This is a genomic window from Pseudoalteromonas sp. XMcav2-N (assembly GCF_024124545.1).
Taxonomy (GTDB): domain Bacteria; phylum Pseudomonadota; class Gammaproteobacteria; order Enterobacterales; family Alteromonadaceae; genus Pseudoalteromonas.
Genome location: NZ_JAMXSF010000001.1, coordinates 167,545 through 180,624 on the forward strand (window position 1 = coordinate 167,545; position 13,080 = coordinate 180,624).

Sequence of the window (13,080 nt, forward strand, 5' to 3'; positions counted from 1 at the left end):
TTCTATTAGTCGATTACTTCTACGTGTGCCTGTTCGCGCATTTCGCGCATCCACTTAAAGCTCTCTTCTTTAAACTTACGACGAAACAGAAGTTGGTGGGCACGATTTGCCTTTGCTTGCTCTGTTTTATCAGCAACGCGTTTGTCAAGCAACTGTACAATGTGCCAGCCAAAACTACTTCTGAATGGTTCACTTATCTCATTTTGTTCCAGAGATAGCAAAGCGTCGCGAAACGCAGGGGCATAGGTAGTCGGGTCCGTCCAGTCGTACTCACCGCCTTTCAGCGCTGAACCTGGATCTTCAGAGTGCTCTTTTGCAAGCGCGGCAAAATCGGCTTTGCCTTCACGGAGGTCGGCGGCAAATCCAGCGAGTGTATCACGCGCTTTTTCTTCACTGAGAATAATGGATGGCTTGATCAGGATGTGGCGAGAGCGCACCTCAACCCGTTCAACTACCTGACGACCACGGATATCCTGAACTTTCAGGATATGGAAACCAGCACCAGAGCGCAGCGGACCGATGATGTCATCTTTCTTCTTGCCTTTTACCGCCTCAGCAAACAAGGTTGGCATTTCATTGATGCCCATCCAGCCAAGTTGTCCGCCATCGAGTGCTTTTGCGCCACTAGATGAAGCAATGGCGATGCGCTTGAATTCTTTACCTTCACCAAGGAATTCAATTACCTTTTCAGCGCGTTCACGGGCATCTTCTATGTCTTCCGGGTTTGCTTTACTGTCAATTTTGATCAGTATGTGGCCTATGTCATACTCTTCTGACTGACCCGTTTGCTCCGCTAAAATTTTCTGCAGGTTAGCAATTTCCTGCGGGCTGATATAAATGCGGCGATCTACGGCGGCACGCTGTACCTGAGAAACCATGATTTCGGTACGGATCTCTTCTCGATACGCCTGGAAGCTTTCACCTGCGGCCTCGATTGAATTACGCAGATCTGAGATTGTGCCACCCTGATCTTTGGCCATGCTGGCCAGTGTTTGATCTAGCTGGGCGTCAGAGATTTCCATTCCCATGCGGTCTGCCATTTGCTGCATTAGCACTTGATCAATCAGCTTTTCAACGGCCTGAATACGCAAAACCTTATCAGAGGGGAGCTCTGTATTTTGTTGTTCAGCTTGTTCTTTCACACGCTTGAGTATTTTGTCTACTTCACTTTTTAACACCACGCCGTCGTTAACCGTCGCGACTACTTTGTCCAACTGGATACGCTCAGCCCATACCGGCTGTGCCAGCGTCATACTTAATATTGGAACTAATAACAGCTTTTTTAAATTCATAAGAGTCTTTGTTGTTAATTATTTAAAAAGAACGGTCTGCGGTAACCAAAGATACCCGAACGTAGTAACTGGCTAGCATCATATCTTGATTTGCTGCCTAACCCTTTTAACACAAAATTGATACCAAAGCTTGTGTCAAAAATAGCGTCATCACGTGATATCGTTTGATTGAGATCCGTTTGTATTTGGCGTTTTCCTGTGATGCGGATAGCCCAGCAGCACGATTCGTACTGCAGTCCGGCAAACACTTCAACGCTTCGGCTTGCCGTCAGGTCACGGTGATAGCTGGCAACCAGTTGCCAGTTTTCATCTATGGGTAAACTGCTAAACAGGCCGATTTGATCGATTTCATATCCTGAGACATCACTGGCATAGTGATGGTTCAATTGAACTAATTTTTTGTTACTGCCACGGTAGTCTAGCGTCATGTGAGACTGGATCAGCTCTTTTTCATCCGCATCATACTGCAGACCCGCGGAAAAATACCAACGGCGATGCCAGTGAAGCATACTCTCTGCGGCAAACAAGGCATTATAATTCTTACTGCCAAATTCTTGGCTATCCTGAGCGAGCGCATTGGTTTCCAGTGATTGTTCAGTCGGTTTAGCCGAGTCACTTAAATAGATGATTTGTCCCATGCTAAAATTGAAACGTTCACTATTATTGCTGTCGAACAAGCGAGTGGTTGCCCCAAGGGTAAATTGGTTTGCCTGAGCGATAAAATCTACACCAGAAAAACGTTGTTCACGGAATAGTCCAAAAAAGTCATCCTGCATTTTGATTGTGTCATACAATGCAATACCTGACTGGTCCTTTTTCGGGGTATACAAATACTGGATTTGAGGCTCCAATGTTTGGGTACCTTGTTCGAGAACGAAGTTTGTTTGACGCTCCAGATTTAACTGACCGTGCAGGCGTAGTTTAGGTAAAGTACGAGATACTGACTTTTTGTACTGTGATTGCGAAAAAGCGTCGCCACCGTCCTGCTCATAATAGGTGTGCATCAGGCTTAAGTTCGACGCAAATGACCAAGCATAGGCGCTGTAGTCATAAGACACACTGGGTTCCAGGTGTATGCGGGTTGCATCGGTGACGGTTAATTCATCGTTTGTAAAGTGACTAATTTGACCCGTCAGCCCCCAGTTGAAGCCCTGGAAATTACGCGAGACATTGTTAATGGTGAGCTGTGGCAGCACCGCATATGATTCTGTGTGATTACCCAATACCTCAAAGTTTTGTACTTTTAGATCAATGGCCCACTCGTCTCCAAGATAACTGAGTTGCCCGGTACGATAAAGTTGGGTGTCTGTTTCATTGGCATATTTAGAATCTAAATCTGAAATATAGGCATCATCACTGACGTTAGTAATGTCGACACTGGCGCGCCAGTTTTCGTCAAAATAGCTATTTTGCGTCCAGTTGACTAAATACCGCTCATCAAGCTGTTTTGCTGAATCATCCTGCTCTAAAAACTCGATGGCAAGCTGACCTTGATGTTGTCTGGTTAGATAACGGAACTCAGAAATGAGCTGTGTGCCTTTTTTAGACATATATCTGGGCGTGATGGTTGCGTCGTAGTTTGGTGCCAGATTTATGTAATAGGGAATAGCAACCCCTAAGCCGCGTTGACTTGAGCTGCTGATAGTCGGAGCGAGTACCCCCGATTTTCTGCGATTGTCAATGGGGAAAGTAAAATAAGGCACATAGACTATCGGCGTATCCAGTATTTTCAGGATTGTGTTGTGCGTTTCACCCCAGCCGCTGTCACGATTCATAACAATACTACTGGCTTCTATTGACCAGAACGGGGTTTCTCCCGGGCAGGTGGTAAAGCTAGAATTAAGCAGGTCAACCTGGGTGCTGGTCGCATGCAGTTTTTCGGCACTGCCGTGGCCGTTTTGCTGGGTAAGCCAGTAATCGGCACCCAGCAGGCTGAATTCATACTCTTTTAAATTGGCAAACATGCCTGTACTGTTGACCAGCGTATACTCATCCTGAAATACAAGTGGACCGGTAGCATTGAGTAGCCCTTGCTGCTTGTCTATCAATGCTGCCTGAGCGGACAAGCTCATGACATTGGAGCTGATCACAACGTTTCCGCTAAACTCAGCGCTCTCGACTCCCTGCAACTCAACATTATCAGACTTAATGTCGATGGCGCCACCAGGCAGGTCAGCGACAGGTTGCCAGTTTTTAGGCTGAAAGTAGTCTTTACACTGAAGGCCATCAATGTTCGAATTAGCAAAAGTCGCTGTACTGATTAGGGGAAGCACGAAAAGGCCCCAAGCTTTGCTCATTTATCAACCTTGTTTGCCGAAATTCATTTTCAAGCCAGACATAATAAATGAAAAGCGTGTTAATTACAGTAGTTAAGAATAGGAAATAGTAAGAAAAATGACCCAAAACCTGTCACCCAAGGCTGTGCTGCGCGCACAAGCCAGAGCGGCCTTTTTGCATCAGTATTATAATGCTGTCCCGGAGCAGGTTTCTGCCCTTGATGGAGATGCCAGTTTTCGCCGCTATTTTCGCATCACCCATGAGCAAAGTAGAATAATTTTATTAGATGTCGCGCCTGAGGTGGGCAACGTTCAGGCATTTGTTGAATTGAATGCGTTGTTCAGTAAAGGTGCTGTGCGTGTACCGCAAATCATGGCAGCAGATTGTGCACTTGGTTTTGTGCTGTTAGAGGATTTGGGCACAGAGCATTTGGCTGACAGGTTGGACGCGTATCAGGACGCACTAGGATACTATGAGACGTTAATAGAGATGCTACCTGACATCGCTCGACTTCCAGAAAGTCCCCATATGAAGCCTTATGATGCAGCTTTTATTGATATGGAACTGGATATTTTTAGTGAGTGGCTACTTACTCACTGGCTGGGTTATGAAACTAATGAGATTTGGCTGGAGCAGTGGTGCGCTTTGAAAGAAACACTGACTTCTGCCATGCTTGAGCAGACTCAAGTGACTATGCACCGGGACTTTCACAGCCGAAACATTATGTGGCACAAACAGCAATGGGTAGTCATAGACTATCAGGATGCTGTTCAGGGGCCCGCTTGCTACGATGCGGTTTCGTTACTGAAGGATTGTTATCACACCTTGCCAGAAGATCAGTTTGAGCATCTGCAACGGTACAGTTTTGATGTACTCAACAAGGCCGGGCTGCTTGCCAGTAAGTGCTATACAGACTATCAGCAGCAATTCGCGCTGACTGGGTTACAGCGACACCTCAAGGCGGCCGGGATATTTGCGCGCTTGTATCTCCGTGATGGCAAACCTGGTTACTTACAGAATATCCTGCCGACACTACAATATATTTATGACGCGGCAAAATGTGTTGATACATTTCAGTGGCTTGCAACTTGTGTACAATCCGAGATAATACCTCTGGTAAAAGCAAAGCTGGAACAATGTAAATGAAAGCAATGATTTTGGCCGCTGGCCGGGGCAAGCGTATGATGCCACTGACGGCGATGATGCCAAAGCCTATGCTGGAAGTAGCGGGAAAGCCCTTACTGGAGCACCATCTGATACGTCTGGTACAGGCTGGGATCACCCGTGTCGTGATCAATCTGGCCTGGCAGGGTGACAAGATACGTGAATATTTTGGTGATGGCAGCGCGTATGGCGTGTCCATTCAATATTCCGAAGAGCCTGAAGGCGGGTTGGAAACCGCAGGGGGGATCGTTCGGGCCTTGCCTCTGTTATGTGAAGACGAAGATGTATTTCTCGTGATTAATGGTGATATTTTTACAGACTATGCTGTGCATGATCTGTCTCGTCTGCATTTGTTACCAGGCGAGGCGCACCTTGTGTTGGTAGAAAACCCTCCTCACAACCCACAAGGAGACTTTCCTCTTGCCCACCTAAACGCCGACACACAGGCGTATACGTTTGCAGGAATCGGACTGTACCATAAAGACTTTTTCAGTGATGTTGAAGAACAGTTCTTAGCTTTGGGTCCTATGCTCAAAGAGGGGCTGGCGCAGGGGCAGGTTTCGACGGAGCTCTTTTTGGGACAGTGGTATGACATAGGAACTCCAGAGCGCTTAAAACAGATCAACAATGCCGTGGAGCAGGCGCATGTGGGGTAAGTTATTAGGCACAGGGTTTGGTTTTTTATTTGGCAAATGGCTGGGCGCGGTACTGGGCTTTTATCTGGGTCATTTATTCGATAAAAGCCTCAGACAGGATTTCGACAAGGTAGGCGGGTTTCAGGGCTTTTTGAACGGTGATGATCTCAGTGAGCGCCAGGCTTTGTTTTTTTCGAGCTGCTTTTCTGTGATGGGACATATTGCTAAATCTAATGGCAGAGTCAGCGAGGTCCATATCCGTGCTGCGACGGCCTTTATGGATGAAATGGGGTTGGCCGGCGATGATCGGCGCGAGGCACAGCATGCTTTTCGTGCAGGTAAGGAAAGCGACTTTTCTATCAAAGACTCGGTTCGCGAGGTCAGAGAAGCCTTTGCCAGACGCTATGACCTGTTGCAGTTGTTTCTGGAAATCCAAATTCAAATGGCCTTTTCTGACGGGCATGTCTCGGAGCAGGAGCAGGTTCTGTTACGTGAGGTGAGTAAATATCTTGGGATTTCCCAGACTCAGTTTAGCTTTTTACTTAAGCGTTATCAGGCCGAATTCCGGTTTCGACAGCAGCGTGCTCAGTGGCAGTCTCAGCAACGGCAGAGTCAGGGGCAGCAAAGACAACAACGCAGCTCCTCCGGGGCAACTCAGCAGTCGATGGTGTCTCGCAGTGAGGCGCTGGCAGTCTTGGGATTGGGTGATGGCGCTTCGGACAAAGATATCAAGCGTGCCTATCGCAAGCTGATGGCACAACATCACCCTGACAAACTGGTTTCTCAGGGTCTGCCTGAGCATATGATGGAAATTGCCAAGCGCAAGAGTCAGAGTATTCAATCAGCTTATGAGCTACTGAAACAAAAACGCAGCAGCTAAGTACGCTTGTTAGGTTAAAGAGTCAAAGTAATATTACCAGCTACAGCTTATGAGCTACTGAAACAAAAACGCAGCAGCTAAGTACGCTTGTTAGGTTAAAGAGTCAAAGTAATATTACCAGCCACAGCTTATGAGCTACTGAAACAAAAACGCAGCAGCTAAGTACGCTTGTTAGGTTAAAGAGTCAAAGTATAATATTACCCGTAGCAGCCAGTGCGCTGTTGAAACACAGCTGCTAAGCATCGGATTATAGACGGCGCAAAAAGCCCGTAAGTTCTTTGCGTAGCCGCTGATGTTGCATTGGCTGGTGCTGCTCACCGAACAGCTCTCTTTGACGATAGTCGAGTTTACTGTTACGTCTGGCCCAGCGTTTACGCTCGTCAATGGTATCCAGCACCAGTGGACTGTCAAAGGTATAGAACACATCCAGCAATGCGGGAGCAACCAAAGACAAACTGGCAGGTAAATGGCTGTTGCGCTGTGCATTGGCTAATTGCGCGCTGACCGTGATCAGGGCGTCAACGCGAATACTGGGCAGGGTCGCCAGATATTCCGCAAAAAGTCCCGCACTGTTGCCAAATGCCACAATCGCAATATGTTCTTGCTGACGCAGTGCCAGTGTTTTATAGAGTGCCTCAAAACGGGCGACTAACGCGGCTTTGTAATTGTCCAATGCAAATTCACTGAGTACCGGGATTGCAGTGCTTTTAACTTCATTGGGTTCACCGTCCATCATGCCCTGTGTAATATCATTGCCCTCGGTAAGATCCGGAACTGGCAGTGTGTAAGTATCGTACCCATCGTCCGTGAGTGTCTGGTGTAAGTAGCTTAAGCCGTTATTGTATAAAGGGCTTTGTTCGAGTCCCGGCAGTAACACGATAATACCGCGTTTTGGCGCGGCCATATATTCCGAAAATAACACGGCTATTTCTTGTTCTTCATCTTTGATAGTCAGCAGCTTTTCACTACTCAGCCAGTAGCGCAAGTCGCTATCAAATAAGGACGATTTGCTGGGAGGTGGCTGGAGTTCTGCAGCCAGTGAAAACGTGCTGAAAGCGCTAAAACAAATGCCTGCTATGAGGCTGATTATGAGTGACAACAGGGAATATTTAAACATAGCTTATGCACTTTAAGACTCTATTGCATCTGTATCGGCTATTTATTGTAAAGCTTGAGTTTAATCTGTTTGCTGCTATGTGCAGCGTCATAAAATTTCGGTAAACTCGTGCCGGAAAAAAACAATGGAGAAGGCTTTGAGCAATAAGACTGAAACCAAACGTGATTTTATTTGGTTGTTTTTTAAAGGGGCTGGCATGGGGGCCGCCGATGTGGTGCCGGGTGTGTCTGGCGGAACCATCGCATTTATAACCGGTATTTATGCGCGTTTGCTTGGCGCCATTAAAAGTGTCAACCTCGACGCCATCAAAACGCTTCGCTCGGACGGGTTGCAGGCAGCGTGGCGACATATCGACGGTACCTTTTTACTGGTGTTATTTGCGGGCCTGCTAACCAGTGCCGCTTCTTTGGCTAAGCTCATTACTTACTTGCTAGAGCATCACCAATTATTTGTCTGGTCATTCTTTTTTGGTCTTATCATTGCGTCTTTTATTCATGTTGGTAAGCAGGTTTCCCGTTGGGACTGGCGTACGGTGACAGCCTGCCTCGTCGGTGCAGCCATTGCGTATGTCATAACTTCTATGGCGCCCGCGGAAGCAGTGCCACAAACCTGGTACTATTTTGCTGCAGGCGCCATAGCCATTTGTGCGATGATTTTGCCAGGCATTTCAGGGAGTTTTATTCTGTTGCTGCTAGGTATGTATGGTCATGTACTGAGTGCGGTCAATGAGGTTGAGATACTATTGATTACCTTGTTCCTGAGTGGGTGTGTGGTTGGTTTGATGGCGTTTTCGCGTCTATTATCTTGGCTGCTAAGCCGTTTTGAGCAAGTGACGTTTGCGCTGTTGTGTGGCTTTTTACTGGGATCTTTGAATCTACTTTGGCCCTGGAAACAGGTGCTGACGACGTATACCAATTCAAAAGGGATTGAAAAACCTCTGACTCAGCAAAATATATTGCCGGCTGAGTTCGCCCAAATATCAGGCCAGGACCCTTACGTGCTGGGGTGTGTGTTGCTCGCCGTTGCTGGTTTAGTGCTGATCCTAGCCATTGAGTGGATCAGTAACCGAGACGCATAGTCGACCTGTTTTTTTGGTCAACTGATAAAATTTCATCATTGTATCATGCGGGTGTGTGACGCTGTTCATACACCCGTTTTTTGTTGTCTGCGGGGCGTTAACTAACTCAATCAGACGTGGGGTCTAGACTTGTGTCGAATGTAGGTCGTGTGAAAAATATGCTATCAAGTAGCCGCGCTAAAATTAACCATGTTTTAACCTCGTTTCGGACCTGATAACTAATGAAAAACTCGCTTTATGTTCTGCTCGCCTTAGCTACTCTGCTCTGCCATCCTGCAGCCATGGCGGCTGCGGCGAATCACGTTGCAACACCTGTTGATCTTACCTCAGCCATGCTGGGCTGGTTCTGCATCGCCATTTTTGTATTGGCGTATATCCTGGTCATGCTGGAAGAAAAGCTCCACATGCGTAAGTCTAAGCCTGTGCTGGTAGCGGCCGGATTGATCTGGATGATGATTGGCGGTTACTACGTCATGAATGATATCCCCGAACTGACAGAGCATGCCTTTCGGCATAATCTACTTGAGTTCTCTGAGTTAATGTTGTTTCTGTTAGTTGCAATGACTTACATCAATGCGATGGAAGAGCGGCGACTATTCGATGCCTTGCGCGTGTGGATGGTGCGCCGGGGCTTTAACTTTCGCACATTATTCTGGCTCAGTGGGTTTCTTGCCTTTGTGATATCACCGATTGCAGACAACCTGACAACAGCTTTGTTAATGTGTGCAGTGGCAATGAAAGTGGGGCAGGGTGACAAGGAGTTTATTAACCTTAGTTGTATTAATATCGTAGTGGCGGCAAATGCAGGAGGCGCTTTCAGCCCGTTTGGAGACATTACCACCTTGATGGTCTGGCAGGCTGGTATTGTCCATTTTGCCGAATTCTTCTCATTGTTCTTCCCTGCGCTGGCAAACTATCTGGTGCCGGCGCTCATTATGAGTTTGTTTGTAAAAAATAAAAAGCCAGCCGCCAGTGATGAAGTGGTAGAGCTGAAGCGCGGCGCGCGGCGCATCATGGTACTTTTCCTGATCACCATCGCCACCGCGGTCTCCTGTCATAGCCTGTTACATCTGCCGCCCGTGCTGGGCATGATGATGGGACTTGGATATCTGCAGTTTTTTGGCTATTTTTTGCGGACTACCTTGCCTAACTCACTCGACCGCAAGCGGGCCGAAGCAGAGCAGGCCGGTGATCAGGAGCGTCTCAAGGCGCTGGGCAATGTGGTGCCATTCGATGTGTTCGCTAAGGTGTCACGGGCTGAATGGGATACCTTGCTGTTTTTCTATGGCATTGTAATGTGTGTTGGTGGACTGGGCTTTCTGGGCTATCTGAGCCTGATGTCGGAGCTGCTCTATGGGGGATGGTCTGCCACGGCAGCCAATGTCTTTTTAGGTGTTGTGTCTGCGGTTGTTGATAATATCCCGGTGATGTTTGCCGTGTTATCCATGCAGCCTGACATGTCGCATGGTCAGTGGTTACTCATCACGCTAACTGCCGGGGTTGGTGGCAGTTTGCTTTCCATCGGCTCCGCGGCGGGTGTGGCGTTAATGGGACAGGCGCGAGGCTACTACACCTTTTTTGGTCATCTGAAATGGACGCCTGTCATTGCACTGGGATATGCTGCGAGTATTTTAGTTCATTTGTGGCTCAATGCCGAACTATTCACGGTGTTTGATTAGATACTCCGTTAAGATATCACTGTGTGCCTCAACCCAGCGGCCATCAACCGGTTTGGCGGCGCTGATTGCATACGACAAGGGGACCTCCTGTATCTGGTTTCCTTGTTTCCCTATCATAACCCGATCTCGGTTGTTGGCGACGGCATTGACGGCCGCTAACCCTAACTCGGTAGCAAGCAGCCTGTCTTCAGGGGCAGGGCTGCCACCACGCTGGATATGACCAAGCACACAGACTGCGCTATCAATACCCGCTTGCTCGGACAGCTGTGTTTTCAGGGCTTCAGGCCCGCCTGGCCAGAGATTTTCTGCTAACACTATGACAAAACTCTCATGGTTGTGTTGCTGCTGAATCCGAATTTGAGCAATCAGTTGTGCCAGTTGTGGTGCGATATTGGTAGGATCACAATTCTCGAACGACAAAATGGCTTCAGCGCCCGTCGCCAGCCCGACATTGAAAGCAATATGTCCGCTGTGTCTGCCCATTACTTCAACAATAAACACGCGTTCAAACGCGTTTGCGGTATCGCGGATCTTGTCGATTGCATGAGTGGCCGTTGTGACCGCTGTGGCAAAGCCGATTGTGTTATCTGAGCCTGCCAGGTCATTATCTATGGTGCCGGGTAGTCCGATTACCAGCCCTTGCCAGTGTGCTTTAATCGCTTCGAGCCCACGGAAGGAGCCGTCGCCACCAATGACTATCAGTGCATCGACTTGATGTTTTCTGAGAGTATTAGCCGCTTGTTTTGGGCCGTCAGGGGTGCACATTGCGGGACAGCGCGCACTTTTTAACAGGGTGCCACCAAACTGCAGTACGTTGCTAACATCACGATGTGTCAGGGTTTGCCACTCATCGTTTAGCAGGCCATTGTAGCCATGGAAAAAACCGATGCACTCATATTGATGGTGCTGGCAACTATGTACTATGGCACGGACAGCGGCGTTCATACCGGGCGCATCGCCCCCGCTGGTGAGTAACGCAATTTTGGTCATTAAGATCCTTGTACTGTGACTGAACTATACACATAGATTAATGTACAGCACTGTGCAGTCACAGTACAAGATAAGGCACTTATTTCTGGATGAGTGACCAGATGGCAATGCTGCCCGAGATTTCATTACCAACAATCAGTAAAGGTGTACTTGTCGGGCTGTGTTCAGCACTGACAAAGACCATACCTTCTGGTGCCAGATCGCCCGAGATGTCAGCGCCTTCTTCTAGTCCCCGGTTGATCAGGTAGGTGGTAAAGGTGACATTAAACGGATTGGTGATGTCATAGACTAAGATACTGCCCATACGCTCTAGTCCAACAAAGGCATAAGTGCGCTCACCTATCTGTCCCAAAGCCAGTGCTTCGGGCTCTGCGCCCTTAGCATCTGAGCGAGTGTCGCCTTCATTGGTATCTTCATCGTTATTAAACTGTTCACCATGTAATGCGGTGGTGATCCGTACTATCTCGTCCCCCGAGTCGAATACGCGAGTACCCCGATGATCCCAGATTGAGAAAGAACGAGCGCCGTAAGTATACAGACGCTCATACTGACCATCATTGTCCTCGTCGCCCATCACTGTGGTCACTTTGAGGCGACCCAAGTCATCGTTGTCGTTGTTTACACCGCTAAAGTTCCCGGCCAAGGTGAGGTCTTTGGCGCGAATTTCATCCGTATAAGCCAGGCAGCCATCGTCCTCATCAAAGTCTAATCCACCGTTAGCTGTACATTCAGCTTCACTGGCTGCCGGGAAGAAGTATTCTCGCCCGTCACCTTCGTTTGCGGTCACGATGAAGTTGGCACCCAGCCAATCGTAGGCGGCGATGGAGTCAGGCTGGTACATACCGTAGAGCCCCGGGTATTTACGCAGATTGATGCCTCCGTCTTTATCCGATGCATCCATACTCCAGTTGCCCCAATCTTTGTAACCTAAACCCTTTATAGTTAGTGAGTTGTCACTTAGGTCAACAATGGCGAGCGCATTGTTTTCTTGTAGCGAGACATAGGCATAGCGGTTGTCTTTGCTGACGGTAACGTATTCTGGCTCCAGATCCATCGCAACACTGGTATTGATTGCCTGCCCTTTGATGGTACGTCCGGTTGGGTTGGCAAATACTACGCCTTGTGCCTGTAACTGAGCTTGTTTGTCATTATATGCTTCGAAACCCAGTAGTGTGGCCTGATCGGCAACCTGACCATCATTAATATCAATAATGGCGATGCTGCCTTGCGGGTCCACACTATAGTCTCCGGCTGGTTCACCTTCGTTTGCGACGAGTATCTTGCTGCCATCCTGGTTGAAGGTGACCATATCTGGCAGGTAACCTACCTCAACGGTTTTCAGCAGCTTTGGTTGTTCAGCAGCGATATTATAAACAAGCACAAACCCGGTTTGTCCGGTGGCGCGAGCCATTGCTACGGCGAGCATATCCCCATGGATTGCCAGGCTGTTAGCGTCTGCAGCGACGACCTCATTAACTGCAATGGTCTGAGTGACATCCAGATTGGTGTTTGTGACGACCCCCTCATTATCCTGAATAAGTTTAGCAGCATCAATTTGTGTGGTCGGGATCACCGCGATTTTCGGGCTATCGCCAGAGCTGTCCAATGCAAAGATACGTTGGCTGGGGGCATGATAGGCGACAATTTCTGCTGCCCCTTCAGGGCTCTCTACATTGAGCACGGCACGGCCCACTAATTGGGCAGACAGCGTGCCAGTCATCGTCACGCCAGTCTCACCTTGCTGACCCTGAGAACCGGTTTCGCCTTGTGCGCCTTTTTCTCCGGTCTCACCTGTTTTACCGGCTTCGCCCTGTATACCTTGTTCGCCTTGCGTTCCTGCTTGTCCGTCATCGCCATCCAGGCTACATCCGCTTAGCAAGCCAAGCAGCGTTAAAGAGATCAGTGTTTTTTTCATTGTCTTTATTCTGAGTTGAGAAAATCACTGTAATTAAATCAGGGATAATTGAC

10 protein-coding genes are annotated in these 13,080 nt (G+C 48.3%); 5 read left to right on the plus strand and 5 right to left on the minus strand.

Annotation, left to right across the window (positions count from 1 at the left end; genetic code table 11):
• Window positions 1-5 precede the first annotated feature (5 nt).
• Both surA and lptD read right to left on the minus strand, forming a co-directional pair.
• On the minus strand, window positions 6-1,292 hold the full coding sequence (surA, locus tag NH568_RS00525; RefSeq protein WP_253043735.1) for a peptidylprolyl isomerase SurA: 1,287 nt from the start codon (window positions 1,290-1,292) through the stop codon (window positions 6-8).
• 14 nt (window positions 1,293-1,306) lie between these two features.
• The gene (gene lptD, locus NH568_RS00530; protein ID WP_253043737.1) at window positions 1,307-3,589 is read right to left on the minus strand and encodes an LPS assembly protein LptD; all 2,283 of its coding nucleotides are present in this window, start codon (window positions 3,587-3,589) and stop codon (window positions 1,307-1,309) included.
• 97 nt (window positions 3,590-3,686) lie between these two features.
• On the opposite strand from lptD, the gene NH568_RS00535 reads away from it, so the two are divergent.
• Genes NH568_RS00535 through djlA form a run of 3 tightly spaced genes read left to right on the plus strand, consistent with a single transcriptional unit; the run spans window position 3,687 to window position 6,248 of the window.
• Window positions 3,687-4,715, plus strand: a complete 1,029-nt coding sequence (locus NH568_RS00535; RefSeq protein ID WP_253043739.1) for a phosphotransferase — start codon at window positions 3,687-3,689, stop codon at window positions 4,713-4,715.
• Entirely contained in the window at window positions 4,712-5,389 is a 678-nt protein-coding gene (murU, locus tag NH568_RS00540) for an N-acetylmuramate alpha-1-phosphate uridylyltransferase MurU (protein ID WP_253043742.1), read from the plus strand. Before NH568_RS00535 ends, murU begins: the two co-directional genes overlap by 4 nt.
• Window positions 5,379-6,248, plus strand: a complete 870-nt coding sequence (gene djlA / locus NH568_RS00545; RefSeq protein ID WP_253043744.1) for a co-chaperone DjlA — start codon at window positions 5,379-5,381, stop codon at window positions 6,246-6,248. Before murU ends, djlA begins: the two co-directional genes overlap by 11 nt.
• A 247-nt stretch (window positions 6,249-6,495) precedes the next feature.
• On the opposite strand, the gene NH568_RS00550 is transcribed toward djlA, so the two are convergent.
• Window positions 6,496-7,365 (minus strand): DUF3530 family protein, encoded by an 870-nt coding sequence (locus NH568_RS00550; RefSeq protein WP_253043747.1) that lies wholly within the window; start codon window positions 7,363-7,365, stop codon window positions 6,496-6,498.
• A gap of 136 nt (window positions 7,366-7,501) precedes the next feature.
• Here NH568_RS00550 and NH568_RS00555 point away from each other — a divergent pair, with 136 nt between their 5' ends.
• Both NH568_RS00555 and nhaD read left to right on the plus strand, forming a co-directional pair.
• Window positions 7,502-8,443, plus strand: coding sequence for a DUF368 domain-containing protein (locus NH568_RS00555; protein WP_253043749.1), 942 nt, complete (start codon window positions 7,502-7,504; stop codon window positions 8,441-8,443).
• A gap of 281 nt (window positions 8,444-8,724) precedes the next feature.
• Window positions 8,725-10,122, plus strand: coding sequence for a sodium:proton antiporter NhaD (nhaD, locus tag NH568_RS00560; protein ID WP_253044496.1), 1,398 nt, complete (start codon window positions 8,725-8,727; stop codon window positions 10,120-10,122).
• On the opposite strand, the gene NH568_RS00565 is transcribed toward nhaD, so the two are convergent.
• Window positions 10,102-11,112 (minus strand): ATP-dependent 6-phosphofructokinase, encoded by a 1,011-nt coding sequence (locus NH568_RS00565; RefSeq protein WP_253043753.1) that lies wholly within the window; start codon window positions 11,110-11,112, stop codon window positions 10,102-10,104. The genes nhaD and NH568_RS00565 overlap by 21 nt on opposite strands.
• 79 nt (window positions 11,113-11,191) lie before the next feature.
• On the minus strand, window positions 11,192-13,027 hold the full coding sequence (locus tag NH568_RS00570; RefSeq protein ID WP_253043758.1) for a choice-of-anchor I family protein: 1,836 nt from the start codon (window positions 13,025-13,027) through the stop codon (window positions 11,192-11,194).
• Window positions 13,028-13,080 lie beyond the last annotated feature (53 nt).

Bases quoted from the DNA above. Each gene is read 5' to 3' on its own strand.
- surA (WP_253043735.1), bottom strand. From the start codon at position 1,292: ATGAATTTAAAAAAGCTGTTATTAGTTCCAATATTAAGTATGACGCTG.
- lptD (WP_253043737.1), bottom strand. From the start codon at position 3,589: ATGAGCAAAGCTTGGGGCCTTTTCGTGCTTCCCCTAATCAGTACAGCG.
- NH568_RS00535 (WP_253043739.1), top strand. From the start codon at position 3,687: ATGACCCAAAACCTGTCACCCAAGGCTGTGCTGCGCGCACAAGCCAGA.
- murU (WP_253043742.1), top strand. From the start codon at position 4,712: ATGAAAGCAATGATTTTGGCCGCTGGCCGGGGCAAGCGTATGATGCCA.
- djlA (WP_253043744.1), top strand. From the start codon at position 5,379: ATGTGGGGTAAGTTATTAGGCACAGGGTTTGGTTTTTTATTTGGCAAA.
- NH568_RS00550 (WP_253043747.1), bottom strand. From the start codon at position 7,365: ATGTTTAAATATTCCCTGTTGTCACTCATAATCAGCCTCATAGCAGGC.
- nhaD (WP_253044496.1), top strand. From the start codon at position 8,725: ATGGCGGCTGCGGCGAATCACGTTGCAACACCTGTTGATCTTACCTCA.
- NH568_RS00565 (WP_253043753.1), bottom strand. From the start codon at position 11,112: ATGACCAAAATTGCGTTACTCACCAGCGGGGGCGATGCGCCCGGTATG.
- NH568_RS00570 (WP_253043758.1), bottom strand. From the start codon at position 13,027: ATGAAAAAAACACTGATCTCTTTAACGCTGCTTGGCTTGCTAAGCGGA.